Origin of the sequence: Bacillus sp. WP8, from assembly GCF_000800825.1 — a bacterium.
Taxonomy (GTDB): Bacteria; Bacillota; Bacilli; order Bacillales; family Bacillaceae; genus Bacillus; species Bacillus safensis.
Window position 1 is genome coordinate 3,565,326 of record NZ_CP010075.1, and the last position, 12,682, is coordinate 3,578,007.

General features: G+C 41.1%; 12 protein-coding genes. 7 read left to right on the top strand and 5 right to left on the bottom strand.

From position 1 onward, the window contains the following. Window positions 1-99 precede the first annotated feature (99 nt). From QR42_RS18015 to QR42_RS18030, 4 genes are all read right to left on the bottom strand, one after another. Entirely contained in the window at window positions 100-957 is an 858-nt protein-coding gene (locus QR42_RS18015; RefSeq protein WP_039182677.1) for a MurR/RpiR family transcriptional regulator, read from the bottom strand. A gap of 91 nt (window positions 958-1,048) precedes the next feature. Beyond that, on the bottom strand, window positions 1,049-1,984 hold the full coding sequence (locus QR42_RS18020) for a nucleoside hydrolase (RefSeq protein WP_039182679.1): 936 nt from the start codon (window positions 1,982-1,984) through the stop codon (window positions 1,049-1,051). 94 nt (window positions 1,985-2,078) lie between these two features. Continuing rightward, the gene (locus tag QR42_RS18025) at window positions 2,079-2,564 is read right to left on the bottom strand and encodes a DUF1433 domain-containing protein (RefSeq protein ID WP_039183393.1); all 486 of its coding nucleotides are present in this window, start codon (window positions 2,562-2,564) and stop codon (window positions 2,079-2,081) included. A 61-nt stretch (window positions 2,565-2,625) separates the two neighbouring features. Beyond that, on the bottom strand, window positions 2,626-3,123 hold the full coding sequence (locus QR42_RS18030; RefSeq protein WP_039182682.1) for a secreted lipoprotein: 498 nt from the start codon (window positions 3,121-3,123) through the stop codon (window positions 2,626-2,628). A gap of 131 nt (window positions 3,124-3,254) precedes the next feature. Here QR42_RS18030 and QR42_RS18035 point away from each other — a divergent pair, with 131 nt between their 5' ends. The 3 genes from QR42_RS18035 to QR42_RS18045 all read left to right on the top strand — a co-directional run bounded on the left by QR42_RS18035 (window position 3,255) and on the right by QR42_RS18045 (window position 6,921). Then, window positions 3,255-4,739 carry a lipase family protein gene (locus QR42_RS18035; RefSeq protein WP_039182683.1) on the top strand — a complete coding sequence of 495 codons (1,485 nt, stop codon included), beginning with the start codon at window positions 3,255-3,257 and terminating at the stop codon, window positions 4,737-4,739. A gap of 12 nt (window positions 4,740-4,751) precedes the next feature. Next, a complete protein-coding gene (locus QR42_RS18040; RefSeq protein WP_039182686.1) occupies window positions 4,752-5,162 on the top strand; it encodes a hypothetical protein in 411 nt (136 codons plus the stop codon). A gap of 82 nt (window positions 5,163-5,244) precedes the next feature. Continuing rightward, complete coding sequence (locus QR42_RS18045; protein ID WP_039182688.1) at window positions 5,245-6,921, top strand: hypothetical protein; 1,677 nt, start codon at window positions 5,245-5,247, stop codon at window positions 6,919-6,921. 15 nt (window positions 6,922-6,936) lie between these two features. On the opposite strand, the gene QR42_RS18050 is transcribed toward QR42_RS18045, so the two are convergent. Continuing rightward, the gene (locus QR42_RS18050; protein WP_039182690.1) at window positions 6,937-7,836 is read right to left on the bottom strand and encodes a LysR family transcriptional regulator; all 900 of its coding nucleotides are present in this window, start codon (window positions 7,834-7,836) and stop codon (window positions 6,937-6,939) included. A 172-nt stretch (window positions 7,837-8,008) separates the two neighbouring features. On the opposite strand from QR42_RS18050, the gene QR42_RS18055 reads away from it, so the two are divergent. From QR42_RS18055 to QR42_RS18070, 4 genes are all read left to right on the top strand, one after another. Further along, on the top strand, window positions 8,009-9,004 hold the full coding sequence (locus QR42_RS18055; protein WP_039182692.1) for a LacI family DNA-binding transcriptional regulator: 996 nt from the start codon (window positions 8,009-8,011) through the stop codon (window positions 9,002-9,004). 172 nt (window positions 9,005-9,176) lie between these two features. Next, a complete protein-coding gene (locus QR42_RS18060; protein ID WP_039182694.1) occupies window positions 9,177-10,442 on the top strand; it encodes a galactooligosaccharide ABC transporter substrate-binding protein GanS in 1,266 nt (421 codons plus the stop codon). 146 nt (window positions 10,443-10,588) lie between these two features. Then, window positions 10,589-11,827, top strand: a complete 1,239-nt coding sequence (locus QR42_RS18065; protein WP_039182696.1) for a carbohydrate ABC transporter permease — start codon at window positions 10,589-10,591, stop codon at window positions 11,825-11,827. A 1-nt stretch (window position 11,828) separates the two neighbouring features. After that, window positions 11,829-12,671, top strand: coding sequence for a sugar ABC transporter permease (locus QR42_RS18070; RefSeq protein ID WP_039182698.1), 843 nt, complete (start codon window positions 11,829-11,831; stop codon window positions 12,669-12,671). The last annotated feature ends 11 nt before the right edge of the window (window positions 12,672-12,682 follow it).

Genomic DNA, 12,682 nt, shown 5'->3' on the forward strand with positions numbered 1-12,682 from the left:
ACATTCAACGACTGAAAAGAAAATTTTTTTCACTTAAAAGCTCACAATCGTTACCACAACAGCATTTTTCATTAATAGAAAAATTTATTTTTGAAACCATTACACCCTTTTTTGTGAAATGGTTTCTCTCATTTGTTTTAAATTCGATAAAGTTTCCTGCTGCCTTAAGTGAGCAAGTGCAAAGTATAGTACGTCAATGACAGTGAGCTGAGCAAGTCTTGCAGACATCGCCTCTGTTCGAAAGGCCGTTTCCTGCGTCGATGTATACAATGTAACATCAGCAAGCTGGCTTAATGGAGAGCGCTGATAGCTTGTAATACCGATGGTTTTCGCGCCTTTTTCCTTTGCTGTTTTCATCGCATCGAGTAAATCTTTATTCCGGCCAGAATGAGATATACCGATCACTGTACTGTGCTGGTCGAGAAGACCGGCAGACATCGCTTGAAAATGAGAATCGGTGTGAACAATACAGTTGATGCCTGTCCTCATAAATTTATGAAAAGCGTCTGTTGCAATGAGGCCAGACCCGCCACTCCCATAAAACTCTAAGCGCTTTGCTTCATGAATGAGTTGTATGGCTTTTTCTACATCTTCTGGATTCAACAATTGAAAGCTATCCTTTAATGCGGATATATTCGCCTGAAAAACCTTTTGCATAAAAACGGCCGTATCATCATCAAGACTCATTTCTTCGTCTACATAATCAGGCTTTGTTTGATCTATTTCCTGGGCAATTGCAATCTTCAAATCTTGAAAGCCCTCAAATCCAAGCCTTTTACAAAGACGAAAAATCGTTGCCTCTGAGCTCGCTGTCTTTTTGGCAAGCTCGACAATAGATAAATGAATAATGTCGCCAGGTTCACTCGTAATATGTTCTGCTATTCCTTTCAGCTTTGGCGGCAACCCTCTGCTTGCTGCTCGTATTTTTTCAATACTACTTAAACTGACAGAAGCCAATTGACTTCACTCCTTCCTTTTCATGTGAGCGCATACATTTCCTCATGTTCCCATCTTATAAAAAAGAAGCCTGTTTGCACAGACTTCTTTTTTATGAATTCATCGTTTTGATCAATAAATCAAAAAAAGCTTCAGCATCTACATCCATACACACTTGGACATTGCGCTCCTTCTGCCATTGGTGCTGAAAATCACAGATCATTTGACCGTCACAAAACTCACTCTTCGTCTCCACTTCTACATGAAAAGCCTGTGTGCTTACAAGCTCCTTGTTAATGGCAAGACTTACAGCAAGCGGATCATGCATGGCACACGCCCACACACCATTGCGCTCAAAATAGCGCTGGCGGTAAATGCTTGTACTCTCTCTGATGTAAGCTGCCAACGTTTCATTTTGAATGGCATCGATTCTCCCATCTGTTAACAAGACCTGTCTCGTGACATCCAACCCTACTTGAGTCAATGAAGGGAACCCAGCCTCCAGCACCAATTTTGCCGCTTCTGGATCTGCATATGTATTAAATTCCGCAACCGGTGTGACATTCCCCTGTCCCTGCACGACTCCCCCTATAAAAATGACCTCTTTCACGTGATGAATCAGCTCAGGGCATTTTTTTACCGCAAGGGCTAAATTCGTTAAGGGCCCTGTCAACACAATCGTGACCTGCTTCGAATACTGCAGCACTTGTTCAATGATAAAATCAGGCGCAAAACCAGCATCTGCGGTCTTCTTAGGCCAGGCATCCTTTAAAGCGCCGCCAATTCCATCCTCACCGTGTACCCGATGTTCATAATGAGGTGCTCTTAAAAGAGGGGTTGCTGAACCTTTGATGACAGGAATGTTATCTGCCTCAACCAGCTCAAGCACTTTACACGTATTCAAAGTAGCGGTATCGACAGACACATTCCCGCACACCGTTGTAATCCCCAACATATCAAACTGCTTACTTTTCACTGCCAGCAAAATCCCAATCGCATCATCGATTCCAGTATCTACATCCAAGATCAATTTCTTTGTATTTACCATGGGTGAAATCTCTCCCTTGTTTGTAAGTGTTGTTAGGTGAATGATAGCATATGCCTGTTTCAACTATTTAGGGAATATTAGCAGGTTGATCTTATTACTCTTTTTCTCCAATGTCCTTTAGATACTGTTCACGTTCCTTTTTAGAGAGACTATTCAAAAAATCTTCTTTCACTTGCGGATCAAAATCATCCCAGTTCTCAAAGCGATCTGATAAATCAGGGGAATGACTCATCGAACCTATTTCATTAGATTTGTATATTAATGATGCAGAAAAATGGTATTTATCAGGCTCATTATTTATATATCCATCAACTGTGACATAACCCATAGGGCTTATAGATACATTTTTTTTAAATGTGATGGTTTTGATAAAATTGTGAATATCTTCTTCGTGTAAACGTTCTTCAATTTTTGGTTTCATCTTTTCTGCGAATTCTTCGGCCTTTTCTTGATCGCTTTTTTCTTTTACCTCTACATCTACATTTGATTGACTTTGCTTATTGTGCTGAACGATTAACGAAATCACTGAGACAAGAATGATCACAACTAATACAGCAACAAGTTTTATTGTATTTTTCATATCTAGCACTTCCACCTTTTTATGAATGAAACATAAAAAAACAGGTACATAAATACCTGCTTTACTTTTTTTCTCCAATGTCTCTCAGATACTGTTCACGTTCCTTTTTAGAGAGACTATTCAAAAAATCTTCTTTCACTTGCGGATCAAAATCATCCCAGTTCTCGAAACGGTCTGATAAATCAGATGAAATGCTCATAGAACCCACTTCTTTAGATCTATATTCTAAAGATGCAGAGAACTCAAATCTTTCTGGTTCATCATTCACGTACCCTCTAATTCTTATATAACCCATTGGATTAATGGTTACTCCCTTTTTAAAAGATATGGTTTCGATAAAATTATGAATATCCATTTTACGTAAACGCTTTTCTATATTCGGCTTCATTTCCTCTGCGAACTCTTCTGCCTTCTGTTGTTCATTTTTCTCTTTTTCTTCCACGATAACCTTTCCTCCAGATTCATTTTTTTGAGATTGCTTACCATTTAAAAGAATCAGTGTAACTGAAATGATAGCAATAATTATCAAGACAATTATAATCGAAATTTTATTTCTCATATGAAATATCTTCCACCTCTTAAAAGTTATAATATTCTTCTTTAGAGATTACTTAAATACTACACATATTATAGATATTTATATCTTTCTATAATATAATATATATGATAAATATTACAGGAGTGTAAAAATTGACCACAAAAAGCTCAATTAAACAACTTAGCGATAAAGATTATAATGATATATCTTCAGAGTCTTATGATATTAACAATTATTCCCACCAGAAAGATATACGCTTAAAAAGCGGTAAAACCATGTATGTCGTCGACCATATAGAAACAAAAAAAGGCCTTAATGCACTAACCCTTGTCTCGAGAGAAGATTATCGTAACTCAAACAAAGGCAAAGACCTCACCAAAATCAAAAACGCCGTCATCGCCTACCGTGGCTCAGAACCGATTGGTGCAGGCCAATATAAAGATACCATTAAAAAACATGGAAAAAAAGAGTCAGATGATCTTCTTTCTACCATTTTGACGAAGCTGCCTCCTTTTAGTCGGTCGAAGGGTTCACAGGAAGTGACGACTAAGTTGACAACAGGCACAACCGCCTATACAAATGAAATTGTTCAAGATTGGATGGTTTCGGATACAAAGTATCTGATTAAAAATATCCCATTTGAGCATGGTGCAGAGAATCAAATGGTTCAAGCGGATCGGTATGCGAAAGAAATCCATAAGAAAATGCCGAATGCGAAGATGTATGTGACAGGGCATTCGCTTGGCGGGTCAAATGCTTCCTATGTTCTTGTCAAAAATGATTTTATTCAAGGCGGGGTCACCTTTGAGAATCCGAATATTTACCCAAATCTATCGGATGGTCTACAAGCTAAAGCATTAAAAGGCGATTACCGCAGTAGATTAACAGAATATATCAATCTCAATGACGGGCTTTCTCTTTTAAATCGGCATACGACAGAAATCGGTCGAGTGAAAGTGATGTATGATGCCGCTCTCCCTGAAGGCGTCGATTACTCCGAGGACTCCTCAAAAGCCGTCCAATTCATAAAAGACCTCCTCAATCGGGCAATGAGTGTGAATCCTTCACTGGATGCGAATTTATTTCTTGAAGCCCTCGCTGGCAGCCATGGATTAGATCGTTATACCTTTTCGCCAGATGGCTCCGTTCAAACCATTGATGATATGTTGAAAAAAAATCCTTCTCTTACTACGGCCATGTTACAACAGTTGGGTCAATCTAATGTTGATCCGCATAGTGTAGTGGCGATTTTAATTAAGTCCCACGTTCTCATGAACACAGGGCGTAAATTCTCGACATATGCTGATCACCATATGCAGCAAATCATTCGCAAAATTGAGAAACTCGATGACAAAGTAGATCAATCGGTAGAACGAGTTCGTTCGAGATACAAACAAATTGTCGGTTTCGGTTCGTATGATCAGCTGACGACTTCAGATGTAGATGCCGTGATTCGCCACTTAAAAACAGAAGGTCTTGAAAATGAGTTCTATTCGGTCAAAAAGTATGATACAGCGATAGATAGCGCTATGAATATGAAAAGGTGGATGGATTCAATATCAGATGATATGAGCGATCTTGGAAAACAATACCACAATGCAGATACAGCCCTGGCAAAGAACATGGGTATTTCTTAAGGAGTACGATAAATGGAATTTTCAAAGAAACAACCAACAGATGCAGATCGTTTTTTGCAAAGAATGACAGATACGCATACATCAAGCTCCATCTTCTCAAAAGCAAACTTTGACACGGAAGACATGACACCAGCAGAGCTGGCAGCTTTGAAAGCAAAGATCAAAGAAGAACAGAAAACAGCACTTATCAGAGCCATCCGGCAACAGCTTCAAAATGAGTTTGCAGATGACCGTCAAGAAGCGGAAAAAATTTTAGATCTAATCGATGAACTTCAGATCAAAGTGTATACACATCAAAATCGCATCCAAACACATATGTCAGGTCAAGCCATTGATGCCTTAATAGAAAAAATTGAACAAAGACTCAAGTTCTACGAAATGAAAGAAGATGTTCGTTCCGCCATCAACTCGATTGGCATTTAGATGAACCTTCCATCCGATGAATCTTTTCCCTGCCTCACTCGTATATACTAAAAGAGTGATTGATTTGAAAGGAGATCTGTTTGTGGGATATATTCTGTTATTTTCGGTTGTGATCGGTCTTGTCCTGACCCTTTTGCTCACACCAATTAGGTTGATTATAAGAAAGAAAGGAACAGAACAGCAGGTGCCGTTCATGTGGATTGCAGGCCTTGCTTTGCTGTTTATGATCGGTATTTTTGTTTTCTATTACATCACCAATTTAGATCGGAATCCTTCCTCCCTATGGCTGATTGGTCTTGTTGTGACAGCAGCAGGCGCCTTTTTGTCAGTTGGATTGGAGCGTAAAATCAAGGGCGTGCTGTTCCTTATTCTTTTGCTGCTCGGTGTTTACATGGCGACAGCTTTTCTATTCAATGCGAATGAGAAATTCGATGTCTCCAAAATGGAGCAAAAAGTAGAAATCAAAGCGTTTGAAGAGACAGAAACACCTGCGAGTGTACCGCCTCAATTTGCTCGTAATAAAATGAAGAAATCGTTCGGACAGGTTCCAAATACAAGCTACTATGAGCTTGGCAGCTTGCAAATTCAGAAGGTCAACGGTGAGTATGTTTACATCGCTCCGGTGGAATTCTCGGACTTCTTTAAATGGATTCGTGCAGGCAGCACGCCGGGTTACTTTACATTAAGCGCGACTGACTCATCTGCTAATCCAAAGTTCGTGAAGACGGAGATGGTTTATACGCCTTCCTCCTATTTCAACAAAGAAATTGAGCGGCATATCCGTCTCCAGTACCCAGATTTGATTTTCTACGGCGATACACAGCTGGAAATCAATGATGACGGTAAGCCTTATTACATTCAAACGTATGGCGATTTCATCTCTGCACGAAACGGCTTTAAAGCTTCCGGTGTGGTCGTTGTTGATGCCAAAACGGGTGCCACGAAGAAATATGCTCTAGATCAAGTACCTGCCTTTATCGACGGTGCTGTTTCACCAGAGGCGGTCAGTCTGCAAAACAGCTATTTCGGAAACTATATTCACGGGTTCTGGAACAGTATGTTTGGGAAGTCAGACGTAAAGCTGCCTTCCGATGAAGGAACGGAAGCCAATGTGAGCCCGGTGTTTGATTCAAAAGGAGATATGTATTACTTCACAGATTTCACAAGTCCGAAAGAGGGCGTTGATTCCATGCTCGGATATGCCCTGACAAATGCCCGGACAGGAAAAGCGACTTATTATACCGGAAATCTTGAAGAATCCTATATGGATTCTCAGGGCGCTCTGCAAATTATTGAGAAACGATTCATCGAGAAGAAATGGAAAGGGCGCATGCCGATTCTCTATAATTTCTATGGTGAAGCCAGCTGGCTCACACCGGTTCTCGATTCAAATGGATTCCTGCAAAACTACTTTATTGTTTCTGCAGCCAATCCAGAAATCGCTGCGTACGCTTCTACACCAAACGAAGCACTGAGAGCCTATAAAACAGCTCTGCAAAAAGGCGGCGGTACCGTTAACAGTTCCTCTAAGCAAGAAAAGAAAGAAGCAGCAGGGAAGGTCAAACGAGTCTACAAAGAAAAGACCGGTGATTATACAACCGTCACCTTCCTGCTAGACGATGGAAAAAGCTACACTATGTCATCTGAAAAAGAACCTCTCGTCATTTATTTAAAAGAGGGCGATCAGGTCACCATGAAATATACAGATACAGGTGAAATCTTCCTTCCAGTCGATGAAATTAAAATCAAAGGGTTATAAAAAAAGAAGCTTCTCCTATTGTGGAGAAGCTTCTTTTTTCTCTTTCCTTAACAATTCAACGAGCAATTCCTTATTTTTATTTCCCCCAGTCATCGGTGACTCGACATAGGAGAATTTTCGTTTGAAATCCATGCCTCTCACAGAAATAACAGCCAATTCACCGCCAATGCTGCCTCGCTGGAGGACATATTTAGATAAAACAGAAAGACCCATTCCGTGGATCACAGCTTCTTTAATGGCTTGATTGCTGCTAAAGGTCACAAAGGTTCGTGCTTTCAGTCCATTTGATTTCAGGACATGCTGTAAATATTCTCCTGTCCCTGATCCCTCTTCTCTCGTGATCCATGTTTCGTTTTGTAATTGATCAATGGTGACATCTTTTTTCTTGGCAAAAGGATGATCTAATGGCGCCACAATATACAGCTCGTCCTCTAGAAAAGTTTCTACAGAAAGCTCTTTGTCATTGGTTTGTCCTTCGATCAAACCGATATCGACATGGAATAAACGGACGTGTCCGGCGATCGCCTCTGTATTATCAATGACCACCTCAATATCAACATGCGGATAGAGCTGATGAAACTCCGCCAATATTTGCGGCAGCACATACTCACCAATTGTGAAGCTCGCCCCGATGGTCAGCTTTCCTCTTGCCAAATGATGATGCTCATAAATGTCCTGCTTCGCCTGTTCATAGAGACGAATGATTTGTTTTGATCGATGGTACAGCATATCCCCAGTTGGTGTAACGGTTAATTGCTTTGGCGAACGATTCAGCAGAACGGTCTGGAATTCCTGCTCCAAGTTCTTTATATGAAGACTGACACTCGGCTGAGAAATCCGCAGCTTTTGGGCTGCTTTTGTAAAGTTCTTCTCCTCCACCACTGTTACAAATGTCTTCAGTGCATCGTAATACATAGGTCCCTCTCCTATCAGAAATCTTAATCCAACACCTTACATATATATATCTTACTAATTCCTTTCCAGCACGTAAAGAACCGCCTAAACGAAAACAATTTAATAAAAATATTTACTAATTTTTTTAAAGACTCTATACTAAGAGGAGATATTTTCTATAGGAGGTGCTGATTTGGCAGCTAAAATAAAGGACATTGCAGAAAAAGCAGGTTTATCCATTGCAACGGTATCTCGCGTACTGAACCAAGATCCCAACCTATCTGTCACCGATCAAACACGCGAAAAAGTATATGCCGCCGCAGAAGCTTTGTCCTACCAAAAGAAGACATTCAAACATTCATTAAAAAAAATTGCCTTTCTCTATTGGATGACCGAAAAGGAAGAGCTTGAAGATATTTATTTTAAATCCATTCGACTAGGCATTGAGGAACTGACCAACACTCGGAGTTTAAATGTTACCGCTTACAATCCGTCTGATGGACTTCATTCCATTGATCCTGCTACAGAAGGGATCATCGCCATCGGCCGATTTAAAACGTCAGAGCTTGACCAATTATATGCGGTCACTCCGCACATTGTCTTTATTGATACGACACCGGATGAAGATCGTTTTGATTCTGTAAAGCCGAACCTGAAACGAATTGTTGAAAAGATCGTCGATTCTTTTATCGAAAAAGAACACTCATCCATTGGATTCATTGGCGGCACAGATCTTGATCTCAATACGAATGTGCACATTCCAGATATTCGTGAAACGACTTTCCGTGAATACATGCTTGCCCGCCATATGCTTGATGAGCGATTGGTCTATATCGGCCACCATTTCTCAGTCGATGAAGGCTATGCGCTCATGATGAAGGCGATTGATGAGCTTGGTGATGATCTGCCCACCGCTTTTTGTGTCGCTAGTGACCCTCTTGCCATTGGCTGCTTACAAGCATTAAATGAGCGCGGATTTTCTCTGCCGAATCGCGTCAGCGTTTTTAGTATCAACGATATTCATGTATCTCAATATGTGTCGCCGCCGCTCACCACGTATCATATCCATACGTCATTACTTTGTGAGACAGCGATCGATTTACTTTTAGAAAGACTTGTGGACGGCAGAACATTGCCTAAAACTGTTCTGATTGCCTCAGAGCCTGTTTTTCGAAAAAGCACCATATAATCAACTGGAAGCCCCTCCTAATATGGAGGGCTTCTTTTCTCTCTATATGAGTAAAAAATTTTACTTAATAAATTTAATAAAATATGTTTACTTTTTTTACTTAAGTTGATATTCTCACATTAAGAAAGCGTTTTCTTATCATCTGTGAAAAAAGAACGAGAGGGGATTACCAATGAAAAAGGGAAAATGGGCGACATTATCAGCAGTCGTTGGTACTGCTGTGCTTCTGCTTTCAGCATGCGGGCCAGGAGATGACAATTCAAGCGGGAGTCAGCCAGCATCTACAGGTACAAAGACCTTGCTAGTATGGGAGGATGTCAAAAAGTCTGATGGGATTCAAGACGCTGTAAAAGAATTCGAAAAACAAAACGATGTGAAAATCAAAGTGGTCGAAAAAGCGTATGCTGACCAAATCGAAGCTCTCCGCCTTGATGGAGCAGCCGGGACAGGCCCAGACGTCATCACAATGCCTCACGATCAAATTGGATCAGCTGTCACTGAGGGGCTGTTACAGGAAATCAAGCCTGATCAAAAAGTAATCGATTCCTTTACAGACGAATCCATTCAATCACAAACGGTAGACGGCAAGCTGTATGGCCTTCCGAAATCCGTTGAAACGACTGTGCTTTTCTATAACAAAGACCTTGTCAAAAAGGCACCAACTACACTTGATGACTGGTATGACCTTTCGAAAAAGCTGACAAAAGACGGGAAATACGGTTTTGTTGCGAAATGGGATGAAATTTACTATGCACAAAGTGTGTTAGGCGGATCAGGGGGCTATATTTTCAAACAGAAAAGCGATGGCTCCTATGATGTGAATGATATTGGCCTGAACAACAATGGCGCCATCGAAGGCGGAAAATACATTCAAAAATTCTTTAGCGAAGGACTTTTCCCGAAAGGTATCATTGGTGAACAAGGAATCAATGTCCTCAACTCCTTATTCACAGAGAAAAAGGCGGCAGCTGTCATTTCTGGTCCATGGTCATTTGGTCCATATAAAGAAGCTGGAATTGACTATGGCGTAACAGAGCTGCCAACACTCCCGAACGGAAAGCATATGAGTTCATTCTTAGGTGTAAAGAGCTACAACGTCTCCTCTTATTCTAAAAATAAAGACCTTGCTGAGAAATTTGTTGAGTTTATCACGAATGAAAAAAATTCGAAGAAGCGATTTGAAGTAACAGAGGAAATTCCACCAGTGAAAAAGCTGATGAAGGATCCAATTATTACTGAAAACGTCAATGCGGATGCTGTTTCAAAACAAACGAAATATGCCACACTGACACCGAATACCCCTGAAATGGCAGAGGTGTGGAAGCCGATTGACAGCGCATTAGGCCTCATTGCAACCGGACGAACAGATGTGAAAAAGGCATTTGATGATGCGGTCAATCAAATCGACTCTCAAATTAAAGCAAATCACTCCAAATAATTATCAAACACGGGTAGCCTTTAAGTCTATCAAGCTGCCCGTGTTTGATCTAATTTCATATGAAGTAGGTGTTAGACGTGACGGGTAACCTTGAACTAGACCGCACACACATAGTGGAATCAAAGACACACCGGAGACGGGCGCTAATGTTCTCCCTTATACCCGGGATGGGGCAGATATACAATAAACAGTACGGCAAAGGGGCACTTTTTTTCCTATTCGGCGTCTCTTTTATCATCGTATTTTATGATTTATTCAATATTGGCTTCTGGGGGCTGTTCACACTAGGTACGATGCTGCCTCGTGACAACTCTGTTTTCCTTTTGGCAAAAGGGATTATTGCACTGTTAACAGCTGGTTTTGGTATCGGCTTTTACGTACTCATGATGCGTGATGCTTTTATGAACGGAAAGAAACGTGATCAAGGGGTTCCGCTCCATTCCATCAGAGCTCAATATCATCAGCTTATCGACCAAGGCTTTCCTTACTTAATGAGCACTCCTGCTTTCTTTTTACTTCTATTCTCTGTTGTCTTTCCTATTATGTTCAGCTTTGCGCTGGCTTTTACGAACTACGATCTATACCACTCGCCTCCTGCCAATCTGATTGATTGGGTAGGGATCAAGAACTTTCAAAATATCTTTTCAATTGATATTTGGAGAGACACTTTCATTGATGTACTTGGCTGGACCGTCGTATGGACGTTGGCTGCGTCGACCCTTCAATGTGCCATTGGCATCTTTCTAGCGGTTCTGCTCAACCAGAAGGATTTAAAGGGAAAACGGTTTTTTAGAACGATTTTGATTCTTCCTTGGGCTGTTCCAGGTTTTGTGACCATTTTGGTGTTTGCCGGACTGTTCAACGATACATTTGGAGCCATTAACAACACACTTTTTGCATCGATTGGGATTGATCCAAAACCATGGCTGACAGATCCATTTTGGAGCAAAATCGCCCTCATTGCGATGCAGACTTGGCTTGGATTCCCTTTTGTTTTCATTATGACAACCGGTGTTTTACAGGCGATTCCAGAGGATCTATACGAAGCTGCGACCATTGATGGGGCAAACTTCTTTCAGAAATTCCGGTCCATCACGTTACCGCTTGTCCTTTATTCCATTGCGCCTATATTAATCACGCAATATACGTTTAACTTTAACAACTTTAATATCATCTATTTATTTAATGGCGGAGGACCACCTGTGGCTGGCTCAACTGCCGGGGGAACGGACATCTTGGTTTCTTGGATTTACAAACTCACGATGCAGTCTTCTCAATATGCACTTGCTGCCGCAGTCACGATCTTACTTTCAATCTTTGTCATCGCCATTGCACTCTGGCAGTTTAAGAGAACGAATTCATTCAAAGAGGAGGACATGATGTGATATGGGATCAAAACAAAATAAGCTCATTCGCCTGAGCATCACTTATTTTATCCTTTTCATTGCCTCCATTTGTATTCTATATCCACTGCTTTGGACGATCGGTGCTTCCTTTAATCCTGGGAACAGCCTGATGAGTACCAGTATGTTTCCGAAGGATCCAACGTTCAGCCATTTCACCGAGCTGTTCTTCGGTCAGGGGGCACTTTATGCAAAATGGTATTGGAACTCAATGAAGATCAGTATTGCCACTATGGTTTTAACGCTGATTCTTGTTAGTTTTACAGGCTATGCCTTTTCCAGATTCCGCTTCAAAGGACGTAAAAATGGGCTGATGCTCTTTTTGCTGCTGCAAATGATTCCTCAATTTTCAGCGCTGATTGCGATTTTTGTTCTTGCTCAAATGCTTGGACTCATTAATAGCCACCTTGCCCTGATTTTGATTTATGCAGGTGGACAAATTCCGATGAATACGTATTTAATGAAAGGCTATCTTGATGCGATTCCGAAGGATCTCGATGAATCAGCCAGAATGGATGGCGCAGGGCATTTCCGGATTTTCATCCAAATTATTATGCCGCTCGCTAAGCCCATCTTAGCCGTTGTCGCGATCAACTCATTTACAGGTCCACTGGGTGATTTCATCATTTCCAGTGTCATTGTCCGCTCACCCGAAATGTATACGCTCCCAATCGGTCTGTACAATCTTGTGTCAGATAAAATGGGTGCCAGCTACACGACCTTTGCAGCCGGGGCTTTACTCATTGCGATTCCAGTCGCTTTATTGTTCCTTGTTTTACAAAAACAATTTGTGTCCGGTCTCACACAAGGCGGGACAAAAGGATAAGGGGAGATTTG

Excerpts from the sequence above, each read along its gene's own strand:
- QR42_RS18020 (WP_039182679.1), bottom strand. The coding sequence starts at position 1,984 with ATGGTAAATACAAAGAAATTGATCTTGGATGTAGATACTGGAATCGAT.
- QR42_RS18025 (WP_039183393.1), bottom strand. The coding sequence starts at position 2,564 with ATGAAAAATACAATAAAACTTGTTGCTGTATTAGTTGTGATCATTCTT.
- QR42_RS18030 (WP_039182682.1), bottom strand. The coding sequence starts at position 3,123 with ATGAGAAATAAAATTTCGATTATAATTGTCTTGATAATTATTGCTATC.
- QR42_RS18040 (WP_039182686.1), top strand. The coding sequence starts at position 4,752 with ATGGAATTTTCAAAGAAACAACCAACAGATGCAGATCGTTTTTTGCAA.
- QR42_RS18050 (WP_039182690.1), bottom strand. The coding sequence starts at position 7,836 with ATGTATTACGATGCACTGAAGACATTTGTAACAGTGGTGGAGGAGAAG.
- QR42_RS18060 (WP_039182694.1), top strand. The coding sequence starts at position 9,177 with ATGAAAAAGGGAAAATGGGCGACATTATCAGCAGTCGTTGGTACTGCT.
- QR42_RS18065 (WP_039182696.1), top strand. The coding sequence starts at position 10,589 with ATGTTCTCCCTTATACCCGGGATGGGGCAGATATACAATAAACAGTAC.
- QR42_RS18070 (WP_039182698.1), top strand. The coding sequence starts at position 11,829 with ATGGGATCAAAACAAAATAAGCTCATTCGCCTGAGCATCACTTATTTT.